Here is a 23,980-nt window from a genome sequence, read left to right on the forward strand (position 1 = left end):
GCCCGGCACGTTACGAGAGGCCCCCGCCGCCCGCCACTCAATTGACGCCGGGCGTCAATCGGACCGTGTCCTGAGCGCGCGCGAGCGCCCCGGAGCGTCCACTAGGCTCGTACGCATGGCCGACGCACCGTACAAGCTGATCCTCCTCCGCCACGGCGAGAGCGAATGGAACGCGAAGAACCTGTTCACCGGCTGGGTGGACGTCAACCTCAACGAGAAGGGCGAGAAGGAGGCGGTCCGCGGCGGTGAGCTGCTCAAGGACGCCGGCCTGCTCCCCGACGTCGTGCACACCTCCCTCCAGAAGCGCGCCATCCGCACCGCGCAGCTGGCCCTGGAGTCCGCCGACCGCCACTGGATCCCCGTCCACCGCTCCTGGCGCCTGAACGAGCGCCACTACGGCGCCCTCCAGGGCAAGGACAAGGCCCAGACCCTCGCCGAGTTCGGCGAGGAGCAGTTCATGCTGTGGCGCCGCTCGTACGACACCCCGCCGCCGGCCCTCGAGGACGGCACCGAGTTCTCCCAGTCCGCGGACCCGCGCTACGCCTCCATCCCGCCGGAGCTGCGCCCGCGCACCGAGTGCCTCAAGGACGTCGTCGTCCGCATGCTCCCGTACTGGTACGACTCGATCGTCCCGGACCTCCTCGACGGCCACACCGTCCTGGTCGCGGCGCACGGCAACTCCCTGCGCGCCCTGGTCAAGCACCTGGACGGCATCTCCGACGCCGACATCGCGGGCCTGAACATCCCGACCGGCATCCCGCTCTCCTACGAGCTCGACGCCGACTTCAAGCCCCTCACCCCGGGCGGCACCTACCTCGACCCGGACGCCGCCGCGGCCGCCATCGAGGCCGTCAAGAACCAGGGCAAGAAGAAGTAGGTTTTGCGATCATGCCTCCCACCTGCGCGTACGGCGCGGGCGGGAGGCATTTTCATGCCCTGGGCCCGCTCCGGGGCCTCAGCGCGGGGTGAGGAGGCAGAACTCGTTGCCCTCCGGGTCGGACAGGATCGTCCAGTGGATGGACGACTGGTCGATGCCCGGGTCGGTTGCGCCCAGGGCGCGCAGCCGGTCCGCCTCCGCGGCTGCGTCGTCGCCGAGGTAGGGGGCGACGTCGAGGTGGACGCGGTTCCATCCGCTCTTGGTGTCGGGGGTGCGCAGGAACTCCAGGTAGGGGCCGACGCCCTTGCCGGAGCGCATGGTCGCCCGGTCGTCGGTGACCTCGTGCACCGTCCAGTCCATCGCCCCGCCCCAGAACCGGGCCATCTCCCGCGGGTCGGCGCAGTCGACCACCACCGCGGCGATCGGCCCGGTGTCCCGGTAGACCGGGCGGGGTTCCAGGACGCAGAACTCGTTGCCCTCCGGGTCGGCCATGACCGTCCAGGGGACGTCGCCCTGGCCCACGTCGGCGAGCGTCGCGCCGAGGTCCTTCAGGCGCGCGACCAGCTCGGCCTGGTGTGCGGCCGAGGTGGTCGCCAGGTCGAGGTGCACCCGGTTCTTCGAGGTCTTGGGCTCCGGGCGGGCGATGAGGTCGATGCAGACGGCCGCGGGATCGGGGTAGGAGAAGCCCACGGGTTCGAGGTTGGTCACGCCGGGGCCCTCGCTGTCCACGCCCCAGCCCAGGGCCTGCGCCCAGAACCGGCCGAGCGCGGAGTCGTCCCGGGCCTTCATGTTGATCTGTACGAGTCGTGTGGTCATGCCGCTGATCCTAGGAGCCGCCGCCGATCGAACCGCCGTGCGGCTCCCGTCCGTTCAGAGGTGGACGGACGAGGAGCCGCACGCGTCGCAGGCGGCGGTGCCGACTGCCTCGGGCGCGACGGCGGGCAGGCTCATCCGGGGTGGTCTGGTCGCCTCGACGTGCAGGGACAGGATGTCCTCGAAGCGTTGCTGGCGCCGCAGTTCGCGGGCGTCCAGGTGGTGCAGGCGGCCAACGCCCGACGAGGTCCAGGCGGTGACACCCGTGCCCAGGACCGAGCAGATCAGTGCGAACCACACGAGGGTGTCTGTCACTGCGGCTCCTCTCCGGTGGAGGTGATGAGGGGGCCTCGCTCCGGCCCCCCGGCGACACCTCGTCATAACGCGTCGGCATATGCCGGGTTGCGGTGCGTCAGCCGTTTGCCCCCGCGCGCCCTCGGGGTGGAGCGGCGTTCGACGGCGGAGCCCGGGGGCGCGCGTGCGGGAGTGAGCGCCGTGGTGCGGCTCAGTGCGCGGCGGCCTCCGGCGGCCCGATCATGTGACCGCAGCGGGCGGAGAGGAGGGTCGCGGGCGCGTAAACCGATCGAGCCCGATCGAACCGATCGGGCTCCGCCTTCCCCGCTTCGAGCTGGCAGGATCGCTGCGCCAACCGGGTGCGCAACGGCGTCCGGACGGGTGGCCGGTGAGCGTAGAACCGATAAAAGACACTGGTCAACACTCCTTTACTTCGCCACCATCACCTGGACGGAGCACACCCTCGCCGGTATCCGGAGCGTTGGGTGGACTATGACAACAGCACAGCACACAGCAATGTTCCCGTGGGGCGCACAGAGCGACGTGCGCGACGGTCACACCCGGGCCGCAAGGGTGGGGAAGTGGACGTACACGCCCGTCCCGGCGGGCTCGGCCCCGGAGAAGGGCGCGACCCTCCGGTGCGAGGGGCTGGAGGTCGACCTCCACTACTCGTCCTCGGTCCTGGAGGACTTCCTGGACGTGGTGCGCCGGATCCAGAACGAGTTCAACCGCAGGTCGCAGGAGGCCGCACCGTTCAGGACGCCGGCCGGCGAGTGCTCCGGGCAGATGTTCCGTGAATGAGCAGTACGGCCATTACGCCCCGCAGCCGGAGCCCACCACGTTCTGGCAGGAGCCGGACCAGGAGCAGCACACCGCATACGGCCGGCCGCTCTTCGGCCTGGGCGAGGCGGCCGCCTCCTGGGACCCGTCGGAAGAGCTGGCCTATCTCTGCCGGGAGGCCATGGCGCCGGGTCGGACCGAGCCGCTCGACCAGGTCCACCAGGTCCACCAGGTCGCCTTCGGCGAGACCGGTGAGACGGTCAGCGGAGCCGGCCTCGCCTCCGGGCTGTCCGCCGGCTTCACCTCGACCCTCACGTCGGGTCTGACCTCGGGTCTGACCTCGGGTCTGACCTCGGGTCTGACCTCGGGTCTCGGCTCGGGTCTCGGCTCGGGTCTCGGCTCGGGTCTCACGACGGGCCTGTCCTCCGGCCTCACCTCCGGTCTGAGCCCGGGCCTTTCGTCCGGACCGACCGGCGGTGGCTTCTCGTCGGGGACCGGGCAACGGCCCCGCGCCTCGGCCCCGGGCGGGCACCGCCGGGGGAGCCGGGCGAAGACGTCGGTGGTGGCCCTCCTGCGGACCGGCAGCCTCTGCACCGCCGTACTGGTCGCCGTCATCGCCGCCGTGGTCAGCATCTTCAGCGGCCTGGCCATCTGCGAGGCCCTGCGCCACAGCGCCGGACCGCGCACCGCGCACGACGTGGCCAGCTGGTGGCCCCTGCTGATCTACGGGCCATGGATGGTCGCCTCCCTGTCCATCCTGCGGGCCGCGCTGCACCAGCGCCGGGCCGTGCACTCCTGGTCGATCGTCCTGCTGTTCTCCACCCTGGCCACCCTGCTGTGCGTGGCCCAGGCGCCGAGGACCCTCGCCGCGCAGGCGGCTGCCACCCTTCCGCCCATCGCCGCGCTGGCCTGCTTCCAGCAACTCGTCCGGCAGATCACCCTGACGCGCCCGCCCCGGCAGATCGCCCCCCGGCACCGCACCAGCCGGTCCGCGCCGCTGCGGCCGCCGGCCCCGGCGGGCAGCCCGGCCGCCGCGCTCCCCGACTACTCGGTACGGGACCGGAGGGAATCCCTCCGCGCCTCCACCGGCTACCGGTTCCGCTACGGGTCATGAGGGTCGCGCGCTCCTGTCCGGCGGCGACCGGGTGCCCCGGCCCTCCCGGGGCGACGCGGGAAGCCGCGTCCGGTGGCCGGCGGAGCCAGGAGCGTACGACTGGGGGACCGGCCGGCCGGACACCGCGCCGGCCGGGGCCGCCGGCGCCGGGAACCGGGGGGCGCGGCGGGACGAACGAGCGGGGCGCGACGCGCGGGCCCGGCGGGACGCATAAGCGCCGGGCGGGGGAGAGGTCCTGCGGCCGGCCGGTGCGCCGCGGGGGCGGGGCCGCTCCAGGGGGGTCCGCGACGGCAGCCCTGCGGGGCGCGGCGTCGCCGGCACTCGACGCAACGAGGTCGAGCGTCGCTAACTTCTCGGACACCGCGGGCCTTCCCGGACTCCAACGAACGTGATCACGTGCATCTCAGGAACGAAGATCGAAACCCATAGGTCACGGGCTGTGCACAGTCTCAGCCCTACGGGTCTCCCGCGCTGACCTGCCGCGACCCGGGCCCACAGGGACCCCTGCCACCACCGGGGCCCCCGGCCCGCCGTGTCCGCGGCGCGACGCGCTCCATCCACTCCACGCAGACCGAGAGGGCGACACCATGATCCACGAGCTCACCCATGCCGAACGCATCCGGTACAAGCGGCGCCAGGACGCCGCCTACCAGGCCGGCGAGGAAGCCGTCGCGAACCTCCAGGCCGCACTCGCGCTCGCCGGGCTGGTCCTTCCGTCGCTGTGCAACGACGGGCCCCTGGGCTGCCGGGGCTTCGTCCGGCTCGGAGGGTGCAGCGTCACCCTCGCCAACCGGCTGGCCGAGGTCATCGCCGCGGGCGCCCGCGCCCTGGAAGGGGGACAGCCGTGAGCCGCGCGGTCGGACCGGAGGCGTCGGGCAGGTGACCGGTACGGAGGAGGCCGCATGAACGCGTGGCAGACCGACCCCTACCGCTTCCCCGGCTTACGGGGCTTACCGAACGAGGGGGAAGCCGGCGCCCGGCTCCCCCCGACCCCCCTGTCCGTCCCCCTCCCCGCCCCGGACCGCCGGCCGGACGCCCCGGACCGCCGGCCGGACGCTCCGGGCGTGCCGGAAACCGCAGAGCGCCGGCGCCGGCGCCTCGACCTGCACGCGTGCCTGACCGTCGCGGGCATCCCGCCGCGCGCCGGCGACCTGCACGCCATCGAGGTGCTCTCCCTGGTCGACGACACCACCCACGCGGCCCTCCTGCGATGGATCACCGGTACCTCCTGACCGGGCCCCGATCCGCCCCGCGTACCCGCCCCGCGTCCCCGCCCCGTGCCCGCCGTCCGTCCCCACCGTGCGTCTCCGACAGTGCGGCACGAATATGCGCATCCACGGCCTGATCGGCCATTACGGGCCGCAAGCGGACGTCCGGTCAACTCCGCATTGGGCCGAACAGGTGGTGCTCGCCTCGCGGGTGCCCGGCCTGTTCGGCCGCGTATGCACAATGCGTTTTGTCGATGTCGACCGTGGGGTGAGTAGCCTGCGCGTGTTCTTGAGCTGGAGGTAGACCGCCCATGGCGGCGAACGGACAACCGACGGTCAGGAGGCGCCGTCTGGGTGCTGAGCTCCGGCAGCTCCGCAAGGCCGCGGGTATGACGTCGACGCAGGCCGCGGGCCGTCTGCTCGTGTCGCAGTCCAAGATCAGCCTCATCGAGACCGGCCGCCGCCCCATCAACCCGCGGGACGTGCGCGACCTCTGCCGGCTCTACGGGGTCACCGACCAGGACATCGTCGACGCGCTGATGCGGGCGGCGAGGGAATCGGGCCAGCAGGGCTGGTGGGTCTCCTGCGGCGACGTCCCCTACGGCGTCTACATCGGACTGGAGACGGGCGCCTCCTCCATCCACACCTACGAGCCGCTGGTGCTCCCCGGCCTGCTGCAGACCCGGGCCTACGCGGCCGCCCTCATCGCCGAAACGGTCCCTCGCATCACGGAGGAACAGGCCGCCGTCAGCCTGGAGGTCCGGCTGCGGCGCCAGCACCGGGCGCACCACCCCGCCCGCCCCTTCCGCTTATGGGCGGTCCTGGACGAATCCGCACTGCACCGCACGGTCGGAGACCGCGAGACCATGCGCGAACAGCTGGAGCACCTGAACACCCTAGGCGCCCAGCCGCACATCACCGTGCAGGTCCTCCCCCACACCGCCGGAGCCCACGCCGGGCTCCTGGGGCAGTTCTCCATCCTCGGGTTCCCCGACTCCGACGCGGGAGTCGTCTACCTGGAACGCTTCACCAGCGACCTCTACCTGGAGAAGTACGCCGACCGGTACCCGTACCACATCATGTACGACCACCTCCAGGCACAGGCGCTCAACCCCGAGGACACGCGGCACTTCATCAACGACCTCATCAAGGCGTTCCAGGCCGCCCCGGCCGGTGCCGGGTCCGGACCCGGCGTGTGACGCGGTACGCGAGAGGGCCCCGTCCGGTGTTTCGGACGGGGCCCTCCGGGCTTCGCGGGCGGCGGCGGTGGCCGTCAGCCCCCGCACTGGCAGGGGGCGCCGGACTGGCAGCCGCAGCCGCAGCCGGAGCCGCAGCCGCAGGCCGCGAGCAGGGGCAGGCGCAGGGGCTCCGGACGGGGCGGCTGCTCCTGCTCCGGGGTGATGGGAACGGGGGAATCGGGCATGGATCCTCCTCGCAGGCGGCGTACGGGACGTCGTAGTGCCTTCGCCTCATTCATGCCCAGCCACACCGGCGCGTCAACGGCGCATTGGGGCGCGGAACGGCCCCCGCCCGGGACCCCGGACGTCTTCCCTCAGACGCCGTCCACCTGCGTCGGCTGCTGGAGCTCGTCCGCGTGCTCACCCGTCACCAGGTACACGACGCGCTTGGCCACCGACACCGCGTGGTCGGCGAACCGCTCGTAGTAGCGGCCCAGCAGGGTCACGTCGACGGCCGTCTCGATGCCGTGCTTCCAGCGGTCGTCCATCAGGTGCTGGAAGAGGGTGCGGTGCAGCTGGTCCATCTCGTCGTCGTCCTGCTCCAGCTGGAGGGCCAGGTCGACGTCCTTCGTGATGATGACCTCGGCCGCCTTCGCCATCAGGCGCTGCGCCAGCTGCCCCATCTCCAGGATCGTGGCGTGCAGGTCGCGCGGCACCGCGCGGTCCGGGAAGCGCAGCCGGGCCAGCTTCGCCACGTGCTGCGCCAGGTCGCCGGAGCGCTCCAGGTCCGCGCTCATGCGCAGCGAGGTGACGACTATGCGCAGGTCGGTGGCGACGGGCTGCTGGCGGGCCAGCAGGGCGATGGCGCGCGCCTCCAGGTCGTGCTGGAGGTCGTCGACCTTCTGGTCGGCGGCGATGACGCTCTCGGCGAGCTTCAGGTCGGCGTCCAGCATGGAGGTCGTGGCCCGCCCGATCGCGGAACCGACGAGCCGGGCCATCTCGACCAGGCTCTCTCCGATCGAGTCCAGTTCCTCGTGGTACGCGTCGCGCATGTGTCCTTCTCCTGCCTGCTTGCCTACTGCTCGCTGCTTCTGCTGCTTCTACTGCCGTGGACTCTCGTGCCCCACGGTGACAGGTTCCGCCGCCAACGCGTCCGACTCCGGCATCACAAATGAATCAACACCGTCGTCGGGGTGAACTCTGGGCGACGACTGTTCGAGGTGCCACCCGAACGGCTGTGGAAGTGTCGTGGCGGCTGCTTAACCTGGACACATGGACGTGAACGCGGCGGTCGCCGCAGCTGCGGCGATCGCCGGTCTCTGCACCGGTGTCATCGCCATGCTGGCGTTCCGCTGGAGCGAGCGCGACCAAGCCCGCCCCACGAGGAGCTCCATGCGCCCCGACATCAACGCGGTGCTCCCGCCCGGCGTGGACACGGTGCTCTCCGTACTCCGCTCCTCCGCCGTCGTCCTCGACGAGGGCGACGCGGTGGTCAAGGCCAGCTCGGCGGCTTACGCCCTGGGCCTGGTCCGCGGCGGGAAGCTCGCCGTGGAGCCCATGCTCCACATGGCCCGTGACACCCGCCGGGACGGTGAGATACGCCAGATCGAGCTCGACCTGCCCCGGCGCGGGACCGGCCGCGGCGAGGCCCTCGCGGTCTCCGCCCGCGTCGCCCCGCTGGGCTCCCGGCTGGTGCTCCTGCTCGTCGAGGACCTCACCGAGGCCCGGCGCATCGAAGCGGTGCGCCGCGACTTCGTCGCGAACGTCTCGCACGAGCTGAAGACCCCGGTCGGAGCGATCTCCCTGCTCTCCGAGGCGGTGATGGACGCCGCGGACGACCCCGAGGCGGTCAGCCGCTTCGCGGGCCGCATGCAGATCGAGGCCACCCGCCTGATCAACCTCGTACAGGAGCTCATCGACCTCTCCCGGGTGCAGAACGACGACCCGCTGGAGGACGCCGAGCCCGTCCGGGTGGACACGCTGGTGGCCGAGGCCATCGACCGCTGCCGCCACACGGCCACCTCCAAGCAGATCACCATGGCCGCCGGCGGCACCGCCGACCTGCGCGTCTGGGGCAACCGGGGGCAGCTGGCCGCCGCCCTCGGCAACCTGGTGGAGAACGCCGTCAACTACAGCCCGGCCCGCACCCGCGTCGGCATCGCCGCACGCCGGGTGACCGCGCCGGGCGGGGACCTGATCGAGATAGCCGTGACCGACCAGGGCATCGGCATCCCGGAGAAGGACCGCGAACGGATCTTCGAACGGTTCTACCGGGTGGACCCCGCCCGCTCCCGCGCGACCGGCGGAACCGGCCTGGGCCTCGCGATCGTGAAGCACGTGGCGGCCTCGCACGGCGGCGAGGTGTCGGTGTGGAGCTCCGAGGGCCAGGGCTCCACGTTCACCCTGAAGCTCCCCGAGGCGGCCGCCCCGGCGCCCGCCCCGGACACCGGCGGGGCGGCTCCGGCCACGGCCCCCGAACCCGCCCGGCCCCTGCTCGACCCAGAACCAGTCATCCCCTCCCCGGAGGTCCTTCCGTGACCCGAGTGCTCGTCGTCGAGGATGAGGAATCCTTCAGCGACGCCCTGTCCTACATGCTCCGCAAGGAAGGCTTCGAGGTCGCGATCGCCGCGACGGGGCCCGACGGGCTCGACGAGTTCGAGCGCAACGGCGCCGACCTCGTCCTCCTGGACCTGATGCTGCCCGGCCTGCCGGGCACCGAGGTCTGCCGGCAGCTGCGCGGCCGCTCCAACGTCCCCGTGATCATGGTGACCGCCAAGGACAGCGAGATCGACAAGGTCGTCGGGCTGGAGATAGGAGCCGACGACTACGTCACGAAGCCCTTCTCCTCCCGGGAGCTGGTCGCCCGCATCCGCGCGGTCCTGCGCCGCCGCGGCGAGCCGGAGGAGGTCACCCCGGCGGCCCTGGAGGCCGGCCCGGTACGGATGGACGTGGACCGGCACGTGGTCACCGTCGGCGGGGCCAAGGTGGACCTCCCGCTCAAGGAGTTCGACCTGCTGGAGATGCTGCTGCGCAACGCGGGCCGCGTGCTGACCCGCATGCAGCTGATCGACCGGGTCTGGGGCGCCGACTACGTCGGCGACACCAAGACCCTCGACGTCCACGTCAAGCGCCTGCGCGCCAAGATCGAGCCGGACCCGGGCGCCCCGCGCTACCTGGTCACGGTCCGCGGCCTGGGCTACAAGTTCGAGCCGTAAGCCGCAGGCCGTAGTCCCGCCGGACGGAAAACGGGGAAGGGGCCCCGGCCGCGATGCGGCTGGGGCCCCTTCTTCGTGCCTGGCGGCGCTGCCTGGCGGCGTCCTGCCGCGTCAGTGGCCGGCGCTGTGCGACGGCGAGGCGGCGCCCGACGGGCTGCCGGACGCGGCGCCCGACGGGGTGGCGCCGGTGGACGGCGAGCCGGAGGGGGTGCCGGACGGGCTGCCGGACGGGGCGGTGGCCGAGCCCGAGGGGGCCGGGGCGGCGCCGGCGGCCGGGGCCTCCGTCGGGCCGTAGCCCGCGTACATGCCGGCGGCCGGGACCACGTAGGCGTCCAGCTTCACGTCACCGGCGTCGCTGAGCTGGAAGGTGACGGACTGGACGTTGCCGTTCTGGACGGCCTCGCGGCCGCCGTCGACGACGGCGGAGGCGTTGCCCTTGCCGCCGATCACCACGGAGCCGCCGGCGGGCACGGTGATCTTGCCGGAACCCTCGGCGCCCTTCAGGGTCACCTTGGACTTGGCACCCTCAAGGGTGATCGCGTCCAGGGTCTGGTCCTTGGTGCCGGCGTTGAAGACGGTCGCCGAGACGGACGCCGGGCCCTTCTTCTCCTTGTCGCCCTTGGTCAGCACCAGGGCGTTCTGGATCTTGATGTCGCCCTTGGTGACGGCGGCGTTGTCCGGCTTGATCTGGAGAGTCTGCGCGTCGTTGCCCGCGCCGCACGCGGCAAGCGAGGCGAGCGAGAACACTACGGCGGAAGCGGCGAGGGCGCCGCGTCGAAGGCTGCGGCTCACGGCGGCGGCAACTCCTTGGACGTACGGACGGGACGGTGGGCTCTCGGAGCGGCCGAGGTAAAGCCGCCCTAAGGGTGTGTCAGCGGGCTTAGGTTACCGAGCCGCCACCCCGCCCCCGCACCCGACCCTCCGCTGTGCGCGCACCGCGCCGCGCGCGTGCGCGATCTTGCATTCCGGTATCGCTCCGGAGGGTCCCGCGGTGATCGAATTCAGGCATTCCCCCGAACACCGGTCCGTGATCAATTCCGGATTGGGCCGGAACCCGCACCGTACGGGCGGCCGCCAGTCGAACGGAGTACTTCGGTTTCCTGCCACTGAACCCGGCAAAACGGGACGTACGTCACACTGGTGGGTGCACCCGCCAGGTGTAACGTGGTCGTTTCGCCCGGTCCGCACAGCGCCTCCGACCTGCGAATACCCCCCTCCGGAAGCCTTTCGCAGCACGTTCGTGTCGTTGTTGTCAAGCCCCGAGATGTGCCCTGACCTGCGAAAACGCCATTCATAACACTCAGTTCTCGTGTTACCCTGGATAGCCACGGAAGGGGTACCTGTCACATGACGTTCAAGGTTGGCGACACCGTGGTCTATCCCCATCACGGGGCCGCGCTGATCGAGGCCATCGAAACTCGCCAGATCAAAGGCGTGGACAAGACCTACTTGGTGCTCAAGGTCGCCCAGGGCGACCTGACGGTTCGTGTGCCTGCGGACAATGCGGAGTTCGTCGGCGTTCGCGACGTAGTCGGCCAGGACGGGCTGGACCGGGTCTTCGAGGTGCTCCGCGCACCGTACGCAGAAGAGCCCACGAACTGGTCCCGTCGCTACAAGGCAAATCTGGAGAAGCTCGCTTCGGGCGATGTCATCAAGGTCGCCGAAGTGGTGCGCGACCTGTGGCGTCGTGAGCGTGAGCGTGGGCTTTCCGCCGGTGAGAAGCGGATGCTCGCGAAGGCGCGTCAGATTCTGGTGAGCGAGCTCGCGCTCGCTGAAAACACGAACGAGGACAAGGCCGAGGCCCTCCTCGACGAGGTTCTCGCGTCCTGACGCTCGAACCGATCACAGTGTGCCGCGGTGCCCGATGACAGGCCCTCTCGCTCGCGAGGGGGCCGTTGCCGGGCGCTGCGGCATGTCTGCGTCCGCATCCGCGTCGTCCGCGCCCGCTTCCGCGTCCACCGCATCCCCCTCCACGTCCTGCACCTGGCGTGCCGGGTCCGGGCAGCCGGCTCGACCGGTCGTCACGGAAGGGGCGAGGGCGTCGCACCCGGCACCCTTCAGGCCATACCCATGTCGGCCGAAGTCACAAACCTGGCTCGGAGCTACTGATGTCTGACGAATCCCGCCCCCACCGCACCGCCGCGGTGATCCCGGCCGCCGGCCGCGGGGTACGCCTCGGCCCCGGCGCCCCCAAGGCCCTGCGGGCCCTCGGCGGGACGCCCATGCTGGTCCACGCCGTCCGCGCCATGGCCCGCTCCCGCGCGGTGTCCCTCGTCGTGGTCGTCGCCCCGCCCGCCGAGGCCACCGAGGTCCGCCACCTCCTCGACGAGCACCCGCTGCCCGACCGGACCGACGTCCTCGTCGTGCCCGGCGGCGACACCCGCCAGGAGTCCGTGCGGGCCGGCCTGGACGCCCTCCCGGCCGACATCACCTCCGTCCTCATCCACGACGCGGCCCGCCCCCTGGTCCCCGTCGAGACCGTGGACTCCGTCGTGGAGGCCGTCCGCGACGGCGCCCCCGCCGTCGTTCCCGCCCTGCCGCTGGCCGACACCGTCAAGGAGGTCGAGCCCGGCGCGCCCGGCGAGCCCGAACCCGTCCTCGGCACCCCCGAGCGCGCCCGGCTGCGCGCCGTGCAGACCCCGCAGGGCTTCGACCTCAAGACCCTCCTCCACGCGCACGACACCGTCGCCGTCGCCGGCGAGGGCGCCACCGACGACGCCGGGATGGTGGAGCGCACCGGGGTCACCGTCGTGGTCGTCCCCGGCCACGAGGAGGCCTTCAAGGTCACCCGCCCCCTCGACCTGGTCCTCGCCGAGGCCGTACTCGCCCGCAGGAGGGCCACCGATGCCTACTGATCCCGCCGCCGCGGCCCCCGCCGCTCCCGCCGTCGTCCCGCCGATGCCGCTCGTCGGCATCGGCACCGACGTGCACGCCTTCGAGACCGGCCGCGAACTGTGGTGCGCCGGCCTGCTGTGGGAGGGGGAGGACGGCCTCGCCGGGCACTCCGACGGCGACGTCGCCGCCCACGCCGCCTGCGACGCCCTCTTCTCCGCCGCGGGCGTCGGCGACCTCGGCGCGCACTTCGGCACCTCCCGCCCCGAGTGGTCCGGCGCCGCCGGCGCCACCCTGCTGGCCGAGGCCGCCCGCATCGTCCGCGCCGAGGGCTTCGAGATCGGCAACATCGCGATCCAGGTGATCGGCGTACGCCCGAAGATCGGAAAGCGGCGCGAAGAAGCGCAGAAGGCGCTCGCGGCGGCGGCGGGCGCCCCCGTCTCCGTCTCCGGCACGACGACCGACGGACTCGGCCTCACCGGCCGCGCCGAAGGCCTCGCGGCCATCGCCACGGCACTCGTGTACCGCACGAACCAGGACTGAGCGCGAGGTACGCCCGCAAGCCGGGCGTTACGGAAGTCAGGCCGCCGATGACGGATGTCACCTCTTCGGCAACAAAGCGCCCCCGCGACCTCAAACAGTCGCGGGGCACTGCCGCAGGCGCACTACCCTGGATGCCGTGACTATTCGCCTGTACGACACCAGCGCCCGGCAGATCCGCGACTTCACCCCGCTCGTCCCGGGCTGCGTCTCGATCTACCTGTGTGGTGCCACCGTTCAGGCGGCTCCGCACATCGGGCACATCCGCTCCGGCCTCAACTTCGACATGATGCGCCGCTGGTTCGCCTACCGCGGCTACGACGTGACCTTCATCCGCAACGTCACGGACATCGACGACAAGATCATCACCAAGTCGGCCGACCAGGGCCGCCCCTGGTGGTCCATCGGCTACGAGAACGAGCGCGCCTTCAACGACGGCTACACCGCCCTCGGCTGCCTGCCGCCCACCTACGAGCCCCGCGCCACCGGCCACGTCACCGAGATGGTCGAGATGATGCGCGGCCTCATCGAGCGCGGCCACGCCTACGAGGCCGACGGCAACGTCTACTTCGACGTCCGCTCCTTCCCCGGCTACCTGGAGCTGTCGAACCAGGAGCTCGACAACCTCCTCCAGCCCTCCGGCGAGGGCGAGACCGGCAAGCGCGACTCCCGCGACTTCGCCATGTGGAAGGCCGCCAAGCCCGGCGAGCCCTCCTGGGAGACCCCCTGGGGCCGCGGCCGCCCCGGCTGGCACCTCGAATGCTCCGCCATGGCCCACAAGTACCTCGGGTCGGCCTTCGACATCCACGGCGGCGGCCTGGACCTGATCTTCCCGCACCACGAGAACGAGATCGCCCAGGCCAAGGCCTTCGGCGACGAGTTCGCGAACTTCTGGGTGCACAACGCCTGGGTCACCATGTCCGGCGAGAAGATGTCCAAGTCCCTCGGCAACTCGGTGCTCGTCTCCGAGATGGTCAAGCAGTGGCGCCCGATCGTCCTGCGCTACTACCTCGGCACCCCGCACTACCGCTCGATGATCGAGTACAGCGAGGAGGCGCTGCGCGAGGCCGAGTCCGCCTTCGCGCGCATCGAGGGCTTCTGCCAGCGCGTCGTCGAGAAGGCGGGCGGGGCCGTCGAGGCCGCCGCCGAGGTGCCGCCGGCCTTCGCCGAGGCCATGGACGACGACCTGGGCGTCCCGCAGGCCCTCGCCATCGTCCACACCACCGTCCGCCAGGGCAACAGTGCCCTCGCCGCGGACGACAAGGACGCGGCCATCGCCCGCCTGGCCGAGGTGCGGGCCATGCTCGGCGTCCTCGGTCTGGACCCGCTCGACCCCCAGTGGGCCGGCGAGACCGACCGCGGCGAGGAACTGCACGGCGCCGTCGACACCCTCGTACGCCTCGTCCTCGACCAGCGCGAGTCCGCCCGGGCCCGCAAGGACTGGGCGACCGCCGACGCCATCCGCGACCAGCTCCAGCAGTCCGGCCTGGTCATCGAGGACAGCCCGACCGGCCCCCGCTGGACGCTCGGCGCGCGCTGATCCGACCCGATCGGGCCCGGTCCGCAGCCGGTCCGGACCCGCTCGGACCAGCGCCATTGTGCCGCCCGGCCTTCCGGGCGGCACACTCTTCATACGTACATATCGCAGCACGAACGAAAACAGGTAGAGGTCATGGCCGGGAACAGCCAGCGCAGGAACCGCCGCACGTCCAACAAGAAGGGCGCGACGGTCGGCAGCGGTGGCCAGCGGCGCAAGGGCCTGGAAGGCAAGGGCCCCACGCCCAAGGCCGAGGACCGCAAGAAGCACAAGGCGAACCGCATCGCCAACGCCATGGCCCGCCAGGCCGCCAAGCGACGCCCCGCCCCCCGCCGCGGCGGCCCCAAGGGCACCAGCGAGATGGTCGTCGGCCGCAACCCCGTCTTCGAGGCCCTGCGCGACGGCGTCCCCGCCACCACCCTCTACGTCCAGCAGTTCATCGACAACGACGAGCGCGTCCGCGAAGCCCTCAAGCTCGCCGGCGAGCGCGGCAACATCAACCTGATGGAAGCCCCGCGCCCCGAGCTCGACCGCATGACCAACGGGCTCAACCACCAGGGCCTCGTCCTGCAGGTCCCGCCGTACGAGTACGCGCACCCCGAGGACCTCACCGACGCCGCCTACGACAACGGCGAGGACCCCCTCATCGTCGCCCTCGACGGCGTCACCGACCCGCGCAACCTCGGCGCCATCGTCCGCTCCGTCTCCGCCTTCGGCGGCCACGGCGTGGTCATCCCCGAGCGCCGCGCCGCCGGCATGACCGCCGGTGCCTGGAAGACCTCCGCCGGCACCGCCGCCCGCACCCCGGTCTCCCGCGTCACCAACCTGACCCGCGCCCTGCAGGAGTACAAGAAGGCCGGCATCGCCGTCGTCGGCCTGGCCGCCGAGGGCACGCACGAGGTCCAGGACCTCGAAGCCCTCGCCGGCCCCGTCGTCATCGTCGTCGGCTCCGAGGGCAAGGGCCTCGGCCGCCTCGTCGGCGAGAACTGCGACTACCTCGTCCGCATCCCCATGCCCGGCGGCGCCGAGTCCCTCAACGCCGGTGTCGCCGCGGGCGTCGTCCTCTACGAGGCCGCCCGCCGCCGCGCCACCCGCGGCCGCATCTGAGCCGTCGGCCGTACGGGTCCCGCACCCGGCCCGGCCTTGATCCACTCGGCCCACGGAACATGACCCGTGAGCGTGTCGCCCCGCCCCTTCCGGGCGGGGCGACTTGATCTTGACGGGTCTCGGACAGATCCCTCCTGTCAAGGCAGTGTCCTAAACACTGATCACTCGGTTAGATGAGTGTGGACACCAGAACGTCAGGGTTCGACGACCAGCCCGCGCTGAGCATGGTCAAGGTGCCGTGCGACCCCGCACAGGTCATCGTCAACCACGCCAGCTTCCGCGTGCGGCTCGCACCGAGCCCGAGCGCGCGTTCCAAGCCCGCGAATGCCCCCGGCCCCGGCCGAGCACCGGTCCTGGCCGCCGGAGCCGTCGCGGCCGTCGGAGCCACCCGCCGCCGCGCCCCCGTCGTCTGGAGCGGCAAGACCGCCCCCGGCGGCGACGCCGCGGCCACGGGCGGACTCCTCCAGGCCGTAAGGGAAGCCGGACGCGGCCACGACGACTACGACGGCGGCACCACCCAGACCATCCCCCGGATGGACCTCGCGCGCGACCTCACCGAGGACACCCTCGCCACCCCCACCGTCATCGGCCAGCGCAGCCACGCCGACGAGACCCGCCCGCTGGGCGCGGTACCCGACCAGCCGCGCCAGGCCTACGAGCCGTACGAGCCCTACGACCACCAGCCCCCGTACCCCGGCGGCCCCGGCACCGAGCCCCGGCGCCCCGCCGACAACCGCGCCCAGGCCTCCTACTACCCCGGCCGCCGGATGAACCTCGGCGTCGTGCTGCTCCCGCTGCGCGTCTTCCTCGGCTTCATCTCCATCTACGCCGGCATGGGCAAACTCTGCGACCCCGTCTACTTCGACGGCGGCGAACGCGGCTCCATGGTCACCTGGCTGCGCACCCTGCACCCCTGGGCCCTGGCAGAACCCCTCCGCGACTTCGCCCTCGCCCACCCGGTCGGCGCCGGACTCAGCGTCGCCTTCCTCCAGGTGATCGTCGGCGTCCTCACCGTCTTCGGCCTCTGGCAGCGCTTCGCCGCCTGCATCGGCGCCCTGCTCTCCGCCGCCCTGCTGATGACCGTCAGCTGGAAGACCGTCCCCGCCTACGACGCCCCCGACATCATCTACCTGGCCGCCTGGAGCCCGCTCATCATCGCCGGCGCCCCCGTCTACTCCCTCGACGGACGCCTCGCCGGCGAGGCCTGGCGCACCCTCGGCCCCCGCTCCGAGATGTGGCAGCTCCGCCGCCGCGTCCTGCGCCGCGGAACCGTCATGGCCACCGTCGTCTGCGGACTCACCCTCATCATCGGCTCCGTCCTCGGCGGCGCCGTCCGCTCCAGCACCGTCGTCACCGTGCCCGGCCCCGGCCAGGCCCCGAGCAACTACCTCCCCGGCAGCCCGCTGCCCCAGACCCCCGCCCAGCGGACCGGGCCGGCCAAGCAGCAGCAGCCCTCCAAGCAGCCCTCGCCCTCCGCGTCGGCCTCCCCCTCCACCCCCGCCGCCAAGTCCGGCCGCACCGGCAGCGGAGCCCCCACCCAGAGCACCGGCACCGGCTCCGGCGCCCCCAGCGCCACCAAGGGCAGCAGCGGCCAGAGCCCGCGCAGCACCGCCCCCCGGCAGTCCAGCCCGCAGAAGTCCCCGGCCAGCTCCTCCGGCAGCCGGGCCGGCGGCGGCGACACCACCGCCAAGAAGCCCGGCCTCGTCGGCGGCCTCCTCGGCTGACCCGGACCGTACGGACCGACCGGAAGGGCCCGGCGCGCGAACCGCGCGCCGGGCCCTTCCCGCTGCGGCGCGCGGCGCGCGGCGCCCCGGCGCCACGGCCCGCCCCGGCGCCACGGCCCGCCCCGGCGCCACGGCCCGGCCCGAAGAGGGCACCCGCCTCGTTCACGGGCGGCGCGGGAAGCGTCAGACGGCGCTGTGGGCCGCCAACTCCCGCGCCGCCTCCGCCAGGTCCTTCGCCGTGTCGATCGCCCGCCAGTAGGCCCCCTGCGGCAGCGGGAACCCCGCCAGCCGCCGCTCCCGTGCCAGACGCGGGAACGTCGTCCGCTCGTGGTCCCCCAAGTCCGGCAGCAGCGCCGCGAATTCGGGCGCGAACACGTACACCCCGGCGTTGATCGGATAAGGCGACGGCGGCGCCTCGACGAAGTCCAGGACCTGCCCGAACTCGTTCGTCTCCACCACCCCCCACGGAATCCGCGGCCGCGCCAGCGCCAAAGTCGCCGTCGCCCCCCGCTCGGCATGGAACGCCGCCATCTCCCGCAGCGGGAACCGCGTCCACACGTCCCCGTTGGTCGCGTACCAGGCCCGGCCCGGGTAGGGCAGCCGCCGGGCCGCGTACTTCAGCCCGCCCCCGCGCCCCAGCGGCTCCGGCTCCACCACCGTCGTCACCCGCAACGGCAGCTCCGCCCCCGCCAGCCACTCCTGGAGCACCTCCGCGAGGTGCCCGCAGGAGACGACGGCGTCGGTGACCCCCTCCGCCGCCAGCCAGGCCAACTGGTGCCCGATGATCGGCAGTCCCGTCCCGGGGATCTCGACCATCGGCTTGGGCCGGTCGTCCGTATACGGCCGCAGCCGCGAACCCTGGCCGCCCGCCAGGACGACGGCCTGGACGGGCGGGGCCGGGAACGCGGCCGCGCGGTCGGTGGAGGGTGCAGCGGGAGGAGGGGCGTCGGTCATGGCCGCCAGCGTAGGGACGGCCACCGCCCCGGCCGGGACGGCACGACGGGCGTCAGCCCATCGAGGCGACCCCGGACGCGTACGAGGTGTCGCACACCGGACGGGAGTAGGACTGAGCCTTCGTCGGCCCGTACGCCTCGACGGCGGCCCGGCCGAGCGCGCGGGCGATGCCCATGCAGTGCTCGGCGAGCGACGGCCGCCCGTTCACCTGCTCCTGCAGGTGCCCGAGGACGACGCCCGGGTTCTCGCCCTGCTGCAGCTCGCTCAGCAGCTTGTCGCGCAGCACGTCCTGGGCGGCGCGCGGCTTCGCGGGGACGGACACGTCCTCGGCGGAGGCGGTCAGGATCTGGGACGGGGAGTTGTCCGCCCAGGGGACCATGGTGACCGCGAGGGTCCCGGACAGGACCAGGACGACGGGCAGGACCAGGGCGAGGGAACGGCCGATTCGGCGGGCAGTGTGGGTCACGAGGGCGAGAGTAGCGCTCGGTGAGGAATTGGCGACATTTAGTCACCCGGTCGGGGGATGGTTCGACGTGGCTTTTCGAATTACGGGTTGACGCGTGCGGCCGAATGGCCCGGTCTGCAGGGCTTCGTGGCAAACGCCACCCGCAACTGCCGCCGGAGGGGCGCCCCTTGACGGAACGCCCCTCCGGCGGGTGCCTGCCGGGCCTCAGCCGGAGAGGCGTTCCCCGGTCGACGTGGAGAACACGTGGATCTCGCCGGCGCGCGGTACGACGTGCAGCGAGGAACCCTTCTCGGGCACCTGGCGGCCGCCCACGCGGACCACGATGTCCTGCCCGTCGCGGCTGCCGTAGACGTAGCCGTCGGCACCCAGCTCCTCGACGACGTTCACGGTGATCGTCAGACCGCCGCTCTCGCCGATGTCGAAGTGCTCGGGGCGCACGCCTACGGTGACGGTCTTGTCCCCCGCGTCGGCGGCGGCCGACAGCGCCTCGCGCGACACCGGCACCACGCCGTCCCCGAACTTCACGCCGCCGTCGGTGATCGGCACCTCGACCAGGTTCATGGCGGGCGAGCCGATGAACCCGGCGACGAAGAGGTTCGCCGGCCGGTCGTACATGTTGCGCGGGGTGTCCACCTGCTGGAGCAGGCCGTCCTTGAGCACCGCCACGCGGTCGCCCATGGTCATGGCCTCGACCTGGTCGTGGGTGACGTACACGGTGGTGATGCCGAGGTCGCGCTGGAGGGCGGCGATCTGCGTACGGGTGGACACGCGGAGCTTGGCGTCGAGGTTCGACAGCGGCTCGTCCATGAGGAACACCTGCGGCTTGCGCACGATGGCCCGACCCATGGCGACGCGCTGGCGCTGGCCGCCGGAGAGCGCCTTCGGCTTGCGGTCGAGGTACTGGGTGAGGTCCAGCATCTTCGCCGCCTCCTCCACCTTGCGGCGGATGGTGGCCTTGTCCTCGCCGGCGATCTTGAGCGCGAAGCCCATGTTGTCGGCGACGGTCATGTGCGGGTAGAGCGCGTAGTTCTGGAACACCATCGCGATGTCCCGGTCCTTGGGCGGCAGGTGCGTGACGTCGCGGTCCCCGATGCGGATGGCGCCGCCGTTGACGTCCTCCAGGCCGGCGAGCATGCGCAGCGAGGTGGACTTGCCGCAGCCGGAGGGCCCGACGAGGACGAGGAACTCGCCGTCCTCGATCTCCAGCTCCAGCTGGTCGACGGCGGGCTTGTCGCCGCCGGGGTAGAGGCGGGTCGCCTTGTCGAAGGTGACAGAAGCCATGGTGATGCATCCCTTCTACCGGCAGGAACGTGCCGGACGATCCGAGTGGAAGGTCTAGTCCAATATTCAGGACTCCGCCCGACGCTACCCGGTGCGCGGGGTTCTGTCAGCAATCTGACGGGGCGGATTGCGCAGGGGGGGGGGCGGGCCGCCGCGAAGGGGCCCGGCCGGGACAACGCGATGGCCCGGGGGAGAGGGCGCTGTGTAGAGTGATGGCGGCCCTGCCTCCTTAGCTCAGCTGGCCAGAGCACCGCTCTTGTAAAGCGTAGGTCGTCGGTTCGAATCCGACAGGGGGCTCTGCTTCCGAAGGCCCCGGACCGCCCTGGTCCGGGGCCTTTTGCGTGTCTCAGCTGCGGCCCGAGATGCGGTTGGCCAGGCGGGCCAGGGGGGTTGTCGTGGGGGTGTGGGTGGTCGTTTCACGGCGGTCCGCTTCGCGATAGGCGGCGTACAGGGCGTGGACGCCGAGCCAGCGGAAGGGTTCCGGTTCCCAGCGGCGGACGCGGTGGTGGACCCAGGGGAGGGCGGTCAGCGGGGTGGATTGGCCCAGGACCAGGTCGCGCAGGGTGCGGGCGGCGAGGTTGGCGGTGGCCACGCCCGAGCCGACGTAGCCGCCGGCCCAGCCGAGGCCCGTCGTGGCGTCCAGGGTGACCGTCGCGCACCAGTCGCGGGGGACGCCGAGGACGCCCGACCAGGCGTGGGTGATCTCGGTGCCGGTGAGGAGCGGGAAGAAGGTGAAGAGGAGGTCGCGCAGGGCGTTGACGGTGGTCGGCTGGGTGCGGCCGTCGTTGTCCGTGCGGGAGCCGAAGCGGTAGGGGACGCCGCGGCCGCCGATGGCGATGCGGTCGTCGGCGGTGCGCTGGGCGTACATGTAGGCGTGGGCCATGTCGCCGAGGAGCGGGGCGTCGTTCCAGTTGAGCTGGGACCAGACCGAGGGCGGGAGGGGCGCCGTGACGATCATCGAGGAGTTCATGGGGAGCCAGGTGCGCTTGTGGCCCTTGAGGGCGGCGGTGAAGCCCTCGGTACAGCGCAGGACGTACGGGGCGCGGACGGTGCCGTAGGGGGTGACGGCGCGGCGGGGGGCGAGTTCCGTGACGGGGGTGGACTCGTGGATGACGACGCCGAGGCGTTCGCAGGCGGCGGCGAGGCCGCGGAGGAGTCTGAGGGGGTGGATGCGGGCGCCGTGGGGGGTCCAGCTGGAGCCGACGGCGTCGGCGATGTCGATGCGGTTGCGGGTTTCGGTGGCGTCGTAGAGCGCGCGGTCGGTTTCGCCGAAGGAGAGTTCGGCGGTGTGGAAGGCCTTGAGGCGGCTGAGCTGGGCGGGGGTGCGGGCGACTTCGAGGACGCCGCCGCGGTGGATGTCGGCGTCGATGCCCTCCTCGGCGGCGACGTCGATGATTTCGGTGACGGTGTCGTTCATGGCGTGCTGGAGGCGCAGGGCGGCCTCGTGGCCGTGGAGTTCGGCGTAGCGGTCGCGGCCGGCGATGCCGTTGTAGAGCCAGCCGCCGTTGCGGCCGGAGGCGCCGTAGCCGCAGAACTTCTGCTCCAGGACGGTGACGCGGAGGTCGGGGGCGGTGCGCTTGAGGTAGTAGGCGGTCCACAGGCCGGTGTAGCCGCCGCCGACGATGACCACGTCGGCGGTGGCGTCGGTGGTGAGGGGGGCGCGGGGTGGCTGGTGGGCGGTGGTGTCGGTCGCGTACCAGAAGGAGATACCGCCGTTGATCGTCATGGGGGAGTTGGTACACGGGGTGCCGGAGGGGTGTCCAGGTGCCGGGTGTCGGGTTTCCGGGGTGGGTTGCAGGCTGGTTGTCTGATGCGGGGACGGCGGGTGGCGGCGTCGGTTTCCCAGGGTTCGAGGACGACCTTGCCGGTGGTGGCGCGGGTTTCGAGGTCGTGGTGGGCGCGGGCGGTTCCGGCGACTTCGCGGCCGGGGATGGTGGGGAGGTCGGGTAGGGGTGCGGGCGGGCCCTGGACGCCGCGGCGGAGCATGGTGTCGAGGAGGTGGACGCCGGCGGCGGCGACCTTGATGCGGACCTGGCCGGGGGCGGGGGTGGGGCGGGGTGCCGTCTCGTAGGTGAGGTTCTCGCGGGGCCGAAGGCGTGGAGGCGGACGGCCTTCATGGTCGCGGGGGTGCCGGGGGCGGTCATGGGGAGAGCCTCTGACCTCAAGCGGGGTTGAGGTCAAGGGCGGGGCGGCTGTCGGTGCCGTGGGTCACGATGGGGGCATGGTGCGCAGCGGTCGGAGTGGTGGGCAGACGGTGAAGGCGGCGCGGCGGGCGGAGGTGCGGCTGCCGGGGCTGGTGGCGTGGGAGGGCGGTGGGCTGGAGCCGGACGGGGACTACGACGGGCTGGAGTTCGCCGATCTGGATCTGGCCGGGCAGGAGGCGGTGGGGGCGCGGTTCATGGACTGCGCGCTGCGGCGGTGCGGGCTGGACGGGGCCGGGCTGGCGAAGGCGCGGGTCCTGGATTCGGTGCTGGAGGGCGTCCGGGGGGTGGGTGTGGACCTGTCGGGGGCTTCGTTGCGGGACGTGGAGGTGGCGGAGGCCCGGTTGGGCGGGGTGCAGCTGCACGGGGCGGTGCTGGAGCGGGTGCTGGTGCGCGGGGGGAAGATCGACTACTTGAACCTGCGGCAGGCGCGGCTGCGGGACGTGGTGTTCGAGGGGTGCGTGCTGGTGGAGCCGGACTTCGGGGGTGCGGTGCTGGAGCGGGTGGAGTTCCGGGACTGCGTGCTGCGGGGGGTGGACGTGGCGGGGGCCCGGCTGACGGACGTGGACCTGCGGGGTGCCGTGGAGCTGGGGGTGGCGCGCGGGGTGGAGTCGCTGGCCGGGGCGGTGATCAGTCCGGCGCAGCTGTTCGACCTGGCCCCGGCGCTGGCGGCGCAGCTGGGGGTGCGGGTGGTGGGGTAGGGGCGGGGCGGCTCGTCAGAGGAGGTCCGTCGCGGGGTTCAGGGACCAGTGGTTGGTGGTGAACATCCGTCCGGCGAACGGCACCTGGGTCCGTGCGACGAAGCGGAAGCCGACCGAGCGGCAGATGCCGTTCGAGGCGGCGTTGTCCGTGGCGGGGTAGGCGTGTACGACTCCCCAGCGGTGGGCGTCGCGGGCCTGCTCCAGGAGGGTGCGGACGGCGCGTTTGCCCAGTCCGCGGCCCTGGTGTTCGGGCAGGACCATCCAGCCGATCTCGGAGACGGGTCCGTCGGCGGTGTCGTGGGACCAGAGGGTCACGGTTCCGGCCACCACGCCGGGAGCGGCCGGGTCGGGGACGATCATCTTGATCCAGGCCAGGTCGGACGCGGCCTGTTCGGCGTCCCGCCGGACCTTGGCGGGCATGTCCTCGGGCGGCTGGGGGCCGCCGAGGTCGGCCATCATGACCGGGTCGCACCGCATCCGGACGTAGGCGTCGACGTCGTCCGGGGTGACATCGCGCAGCAGCATGGGCCTCTCCTCGGGGTGCGGCGGGCGTCGGTGCCGGGGTGGGTCGGGTCAGGCGGGGACGCGGGGGAAGCGGGACTGGAGCGTCCAGATGACCGGGTTGTCGGCGAGGCCCTCGTGCATGTCGACGAGGTCCGCGATGAGGTCGTGGAGGAAGTCGCGGGCCTCGCGGCGCAGGAGGCGGTGGCTGAAGGTCAGGGCTTCCTCTTCGGGGGGCATCCAGTCGGCCTCGATGTCGACCCAGCCGAAGCGGCGCGCGAAGAGCATGCGGTCGGCGGATTCGGTGAAGTCGAGTTCGGCGTACTGGCTGTGGGAGGAGCGGCTGCCGCGGGGGTCCTGGTCGAGTTGCTCGACGATGTCGCAGAGGGCCCAGGCGAAGTCGAGTACGGGCACCCATCCCCAGGCTGTGGACACTTCCGTGTCCTTGTCGGTGTCCGCGAGGTAGACGTCGCCGCAGAAGAGGTCGTGGCGCAGGGTGTGGACGTCCGCCGAGCGGTAGTCGGTCTGCGGGGGGTCCGGGAAGCGCCGGGAGAGGGAGTAGCCGATGTCGAGCACGTAGCCGATGGTGTCACGGGTCGGCGTGCGGTGGCCGGTCGGGCCGCTTCCGTACGGGGTGGTGGGCGGCGGGGGTCGCGG

Annotated in this window: 26 protein-coding genes, 1 tRNA gene and 1 pseudogene; 16 read left to right on the forward strand and 12 right to left on the reverse strand. The window is 72.3% G+C overall.

Going from position 1 to position 23,980, the window contains the following annotated elements; genetic code table 11:
- The first annotated feature begins 115 nt into the window (after window positions 1–115).
- Entirely contained in the window at window positions 116–877 is a 762-nt protein-coding gene (locus tag ACIRBY_RS21555) for a phosphoglyceromutase (RefSeq protein WP_403902466.1), read from the forward strand.
- 78 nt (window positions 878–955) lie between these two features.
- Here ACIRBY_RS21555 and ACIRBY_RS21560 read toward each other — a convergent pair whose 3' ends face one another.
- A complete protein-coding gene (locus ACIRBY_RS21560) occupies window positions 956–1,693 on the reverse strand; it encodes a VOC family protein (RefSeq protein WP_403902469.1) in 738 nt (245 codons plus the stop codon).
- Between the two features lie 54 nt (window positions 1,694–1,747).
- The gene (locus ACIRBY_RS21565; protein ID WP_403902472.1) at window positions 1,748–2,005 is read right to left on the reverse strand and encodes a hypothetical protein; all 258 of its coding nucleotides are present in this window, start codon (window positions 2,003–2,005) and stop codon (window positions 1,748–1,750) included.
- Window positions 2,006–2,557: 552 nt separating this feature from the next.
- Between ACIRBY_RS21565 and ACIRBY_RS21570 the strand changes: the two genes are divergently transcribed.
- The 5 genes from ACIRBY_RS21570 to ACIRBY_RS21590 all read left to right on the forward strand — a co-directional run bounded on the left by ACIRBY_RS21570 (window position 2,558) and on the right by ACIRBY_RS21590 (window position 6,285).
- On the forward strand, window positions 2,558–2,785 hold the full coding sequence (locus ACIRBY_RS21570; RefSeq protein ID WP_403902475.1) for a hypothetical protein: 228 nt from the start codon (window positions 2,558–2,560) through the stop codon (window positions 2,783–2,785).
- The gene (locus ACIRBY_RS21575; protein ID WP_403902476.1) at window positions 2,778–3,878 is read left to right on the forward strand and encodes a hypothetical protein; all 1,101 of its coding nucleotides are present in this window, start codon (window positions 2,778–2,780) and stop codon (window positions 3,876–3,878) included. The genes ACIRBY_RS21570 and ACIRBY_RS21575 overlap by 8 nt, the downstream gene beginning before the upstream one ends.
- 587 nt (window positions 3,879–4,465) lie before the next feature.
- Window positions 4,466–4,726: a hypothetical protein gene (locus ACIRBY_RS21580; RefSeq protein ID WP_403902479.1), complete on the forward strand. Its 261-nt coding sequence runs from the start codon at window positions 4,466–4,468 to the stop codon at window positions 4,724–4,726.
- Window positions 4,727–4,942: 216 nt separating this feature from the next.
- Entirely contained in the window at window positions 4,943–5,110 is a 168-nt protein-coding gene (locus ACIRBY_RS21585; RefSeq protein WP_403902481.1) for a hypothetical protein, read from the forward strand.
- A gap of 287 nt (window positions 5,111–5,397) precedes the next feature.
- On the forward strand, window positions 5,398–6,285 hold the full coding sequence (locus ACIRBY_RS21590; protein WP_403902484.1) for a helix-turn-helix domain-containing protein: 888 nt from the start codon (window positions 5,398–5,400) through the stop codon (window positions 6,283–6,285).
- A gap of 74 nt (window positions 6,286–6,359) precedes the next feature.
- On the opposite strand, the gene ACIRBY_RS21595 is transcribed toward ACIRBY_RS21590, so the two are convergent.
- Complete coding sequence (locus tag ACIRBY_RS21595; RefSeq protein ID WP_167344738.1) at window positions 6,360–6,509, reverse strand: hypothetical protein; 150 nt, start codon at window positions 6,507–6,509, stop codon at window positions 6,360–6,362.
- A 129-nt stretch (window positions 6,510–6,638) separates the two neighbouring features.
- Window positions 6,639–7,316 carry a phosphate signaling complex protein PhoU gene (gene phoU, locus ACIRBY_RS21600; protein ID WP_042813786.1) on the reverse strand — a complete coding sequence of 226 codons (678 nt, stop codon included), beginning with the start codon at window positions 7,314–7,316 and terminating at the stop codon, window positions 6,639–6,641.
- A 220-nt stretch (window positions 7,317–7,536) separates the two neighbouring features.
- Between phoU and ACIRBY_RS21605 the strand changes: the two genes are divergently transcribed.
- Window positions 7,537–8,802: a sensor histidine kinase gene (locus tag ACIRBY_RS21605; protein WP_403902488.1), complete on the forward strand. Its 1,266-nt coding sequence runs from the start codon at window positions 7,537–7,539 to the stop codon at window positions 8,800–8,802.
- Window positions 8,799–9,479 carry a response regulator transcription factor gene (locus ACIRBY_RS21610; protein ID WP_042813788.1) on the forward strand — a complete coding sequence of 227 codons (681 nt, stop codon included), beginning with the start codon at window positions 8,799–8,801 and terminating at the stop codon, window positions 9,477–9,479. The genes ACIRBY_RS21605 and ACIRBY_RS21610 overlap by 4 nt, the downstream gene beginning before the upstream one ends.
- 111 nt (window positions 9,480–9,590) lie before the next feature.
- Here the strand turns inward: ACIRBY_RS21610 and ACIRBY_RS21615 are convergent, their stop codons facing one another.
- Window positions 9,591–10,271, reverse strand: a complete 681-nt coding sequence (locus ACIRBY_RS21615) for a DUF461 domain-containing protein (protein ID WP_403902490.1) — start codon at window positions 10,269–10,271, stop codon at window positions 9,591–9,593.
- A 555-nt stretch (window positions 10,272–10,826) separates the two neighbouring features.
- On the opposite strand from ACIRBY_RS21615, the gene ACIRBY_RS21620 reads away from it, so the two are divergent.
- The 6 genes from ACIRBY_RS21620 to ACIRBY_RS21645 all read left to right on the forward strand — a co-directional run bounded on the left by ACIRBY_RS21620 (window position 10,827) and on the right by ACIRBY_RS21645 (window position 17,219).
- The gene (locus ACIRBY_RS21620) at window positions 10,827–11,309 is read left to right on the forward strand and encodes a CarD family transcriptional regulator (RefSeq protein WP_003953493.1); all 483 of its coding nucleotides are present in this window, start codon (window positions 10,827–10,829) and stop codon (window positions 11,307–11,309) included.
- 278 nt (window positions 11,310–11,587) lie between these two features.
- Window positions 11,588–12,334, forward strand: a complete 747-nt coding sequence (gene ispD, locus ACIRBY_RS21625) for a 2-C-methyl-D-erythritol 4-phosphate cytidylyltransferase (RefSeq protein ID WP_403902492.1) — start codon at window positions 11,588–11,590, stop codon at window positions 12,332–12,334.
- A complete protein-coding gene (ispF, locus tag ACIRBY_RS21630; protein ID WP_403902495.1) occupies window positions 12,324–12,854 on the forward strand; it encodes a 2-C-methyl-D-erythritol 2,4-cyclodiphosphate synthase in 531 nt (176 codons plus the stop codon). Before ispD ends, ispF begins: the two co-directional genes overlap by 11 nt.
- 136 nt (window positions 12,855–12,990) lie before the next feature.
- On the forward strand, window positions 12,991–14,391 hold the full coding sequence (cysS, locus tag ACIRBY_RS21635) for a cysteine--tRNA ligase (RefSeq protein ID WP_403902497.1): 1,401 nt from the start codon (window positions 12,991–12,993) through the stop codon (window positions 14,389–14,391).
- A gap of 132 nt (window positions 14,392–14,523) precedes the next feature.
- Entirely contained in the window at window positions 14,524–15,495 is a 972-nt protein-coding gene (rlmB, locus tag ACIRBY_RS21640) for a 23S rRNA (guanosine(2251)-2'-O)-methyltransferase RlmB (protein WP_403902500.1), read from the forward strand.
- 173 nt (window positions 15,496–15,668) lie between these two features.
- Window positions 15,669–17,219, forward strand: a complete 1,551-nt coding sequence (locus tag ACIRBY_RS21645; RefSeq protein ID WP_403902502.1) for a DoxX family protein — start codon at window positions 15,669–15,671, stop codon at window positions 17,217–17,219.
- A gap of 183 nt (window positions 17,220–17,402) precedes the next feature.
- On the opposite strand, the gene ACIRBY_RS21650 is transcribed toward ACIRBY_RS21645, so the two are convergent.
- From ACIRBY_RS21650 to ACIRBY_RS21660, 3 genes are all read right to left on the reverse strand, one after another.
- Window positions 17,403–18,173, reverse strand: a complete 771-nt coding sequence (locus ACIRBY_RS21650) for an NDP-sugar synthase (RefSeq protein WP_403902504.1) — start codon at window positions 18,171–18,173, stop codon at window positions 17,403–17,405.
- A gap of 52 nt (window positions 18,174–18,225) precedes the next feature.
- Window positions 18,226–18,639: a hypothetical protein gene (locus ACIRBY_RS21655; protein ID WP_042816721.1), complete on the reverse strand. Its 414-nt coding sequence runs from the start codon at window positions 18,637–18,639 to the stop codon at window positions 18,226–18,228.
- Window positions 18,640–18,843: 204 nt separating this feature from the next.
- Window positions 18,844–19,920: an ABC transporter ATP-binding protein gene (locus tag ACIRBY_RS21660; RefSeq protein WP_403902506.1), complete on the reverse strand. Its 1,077-nt coding sequence runs from the start codon at window positions 19,918–19,920 to the stop codon at window positions 18,844–18,846.
- A gap of 223 nt (window positions 19,921–20,143) precedes the next feature.
- On the opposite strand from ACIRBY_RS21660, the gene ACIRBY_RS21665 reads away from it, so the two are divergent.
- Window positions 20,144–20,217: transfer RNA gene (locus tag ACIRBY_RS21665), tRNA-Thr, on the forward strand.
- Window positions 20,218–20,266: 49 nt separating this feature from the next.
- Here ACIRBY_RS21665 and ACIRBY_RS21670 read toward each other — a convergent pair.
- Together ACIRBY_RS21670 and ACIRBY_RS21675 are read right to left on the reverse strand one after the other, a co-directional pair.
- Window positions 20,267–21,646 (reverse strand): NAD(P)/FAD-dependent oxidoreductase, encoded by a 1,380-nt coding sequence (locus ACIRBY_RS21670; RefSeq protein ID WP_403902509.1) that lies wholly within the window; start codon window positions 21,644–21,646, stop codon window positions 20,267–20,269.
- A 170-nt stretch (window positions 21,647–21,816) separates the two neighbouring features.
- Window positions 21,817–22,037: pseudogene (locus ACIRBY_RS21675) on the reverse strand (alcohol dehydrogenase catalytic domain-containing protein); the annotation flags it as partial.
- Between the two features lie 104 nt (window positions 22,038–22,141).
- Between ACIRBY_RS21675 and ACIRBY_RS21680 the strand changes: the two are divergent.
- Window positions 22,142–22,822, forward strand: a complete 681-nt coding sequence (locus tag ACIRBY_RS21680; protein WP_403902511.1) for a pentapeptide repeat-containing protein — start codon at window positions 22,142–22,144, stop codon at window positions 22,820–22,822.
- Window positions 22,823–22,837: 15 nt separating this feature from the next.
- On the opposite strand, the gene ACIRBY_RS21685 is transcribed toward ACIRBY_RS21680, so the two are convergent.
- The gene (locus tag ACIRBY_RS21685; protein ID WP_403902513.1) at window positions 22,838–23,347 is read right to left on the reverse strand and encodes a GNAT family N-acetyltransferase; all 510 of its coding nucleotides are present in this window, start codon (window positions 23,345–23,347) and stop codon (window positions 22,838–22,840) included.
- 48 nt (window positions 23,348–23,395) lie between these two features.
- The gene (locus ACIRBY_RS21690) at window positions 23,396–23,899 is read right to left on the reverse strand and encodes a hypothetical protein (RefSeq protein WP_403902516.1); all 504 of its coding nucleotides are present in this window, start codon (window positions 23,897–23,899) and stop codon (window positions 23,396–23,398) included.
- Window positions 23,900–23,980: the final 81 nt, after the last annotated feature.

This window comes from Streptomyces sp. NPDC096136, assembly GCF_044763325.1.
Classification (GTDB): domain Bacteria; phylum Actinomycetota; class Actinomycetes; order Streptomycetales; family Streptomycetaceae; genus Streptomyces.

Coding starts and splice junctions, on each gene's coding strand:
- ACIRBY_RS21650 (WP_403902504.1), bottom strand. CDS start 18,173: ATGACCGACGCCCCTCCTCCCGCTGCACCCTCCACCGACCGCGCGGCC.
- ACIRBY_RS21680 (WP_403902511.1), top strand. CDS start 22,142: ATGGTGCGCAGCGGTCGGAGTGGTGGGCAGACGGTGAAGGCGGCGCGG.
- ACIRBY_RS21595 (WP_167344738.1), bottom strand. CDS start 6,509: ATGCCCGATTCCCCCGTTCCCATCACCCCGGAGCAGGAGCAGCCGCCC.
- ACIRBY_RS21560 (WP_403902469.1), bottom strand. CDS start 1,693: ATGACCACACGACTCGTACAGATCAACATGAAGGCCCGGGACGACTCC.
- ACIRBY_RS21685 (WP_403902513.1), bottom strand. CDS start 23,347: ATGCTGCTGCGCGATGTCACCCCGGACGACGTCGACGCCTACGTCCGG.
- ACIRBY_RS21580 (WP_403902479.1), top strand. CDS start 4,466: ATGATCCACGAGCTCACCCATGCCGAACGCATCCGGTACAAGCGGCGC.
- ACIRBY_RS21605 (WP_403902488.1), top strand. CDS start 7,537: ATGGACGTGAACGCGGCGGTCGCCGCAGCTGCGGCGATCGCCGGTCTC.
- ispD (WP_403902492.1), top strand. CDS start 11,588: ATGTCTGACGAATCCCGCCCCCACCGCACCGCCGCGGTGATCCCGGCC.
- ispF (WP_403902495.1), top strand. CDS start 12,324: ATGCCTACTGATCCCGCCGCCGCGGCCCCCGCCGCTCCCGCCGTCGTC.
- rlmB (WP_403902500.1), top strand. CDS start 14,524: ATGGCCGGGAACAGCCAGCGCAGGAACCGCCGCACGTCCAACAAGAAG.
- ACIRBY_RS21590 (WP_403902484.1), top strand. CDS start 5,398: ATGGCGGCGAACGGACAACCGACGGTCAGGAGGCGCCGTCTGGGTGCT.
- ACIRBY_RS21555 (WP_403902466.1), top strand. CDS start 116: ATGGCCGACGCACCGTACAAGCTGATCCTCCTCCGCCACGGCGAGAGC.
- ACIRBY_RS21670 (WP_403902509.1), bottom strand. CDS start 21,646: ATGACGATCAACGGCGGTATCTCCTTCTGGTACGCGACCGACACCACC.
- ACIRBY_RS21620 (WP_003953493.1), top strand. CDS start 10,827: ATGACGTTCAAGGTTGGCGACACCGTGGTCTATCCCCATCACGGGGCC.
- phoU (WP_042813786.1), bottom strand. CDS start 7,316: ATGCGCGACGCGTACCACGAGGAACTGGACTCGATCGGAGAGAGCCTG.
- ACIRBY_RS21660 (WP_403902506.1), bottom strand. CDS start 19,920: ATGGCTTCTGTCACCTTCGACAAGGCGACCCGCCTCTACCCCGGCGGC.
- ACIRBY_RS21645 (WP_403902502.1), top strand. CDS start 15,669: ATGAGTGTGGACACCAGAACGTCAGGGTTCGACGACCAGCCCGCGCTG.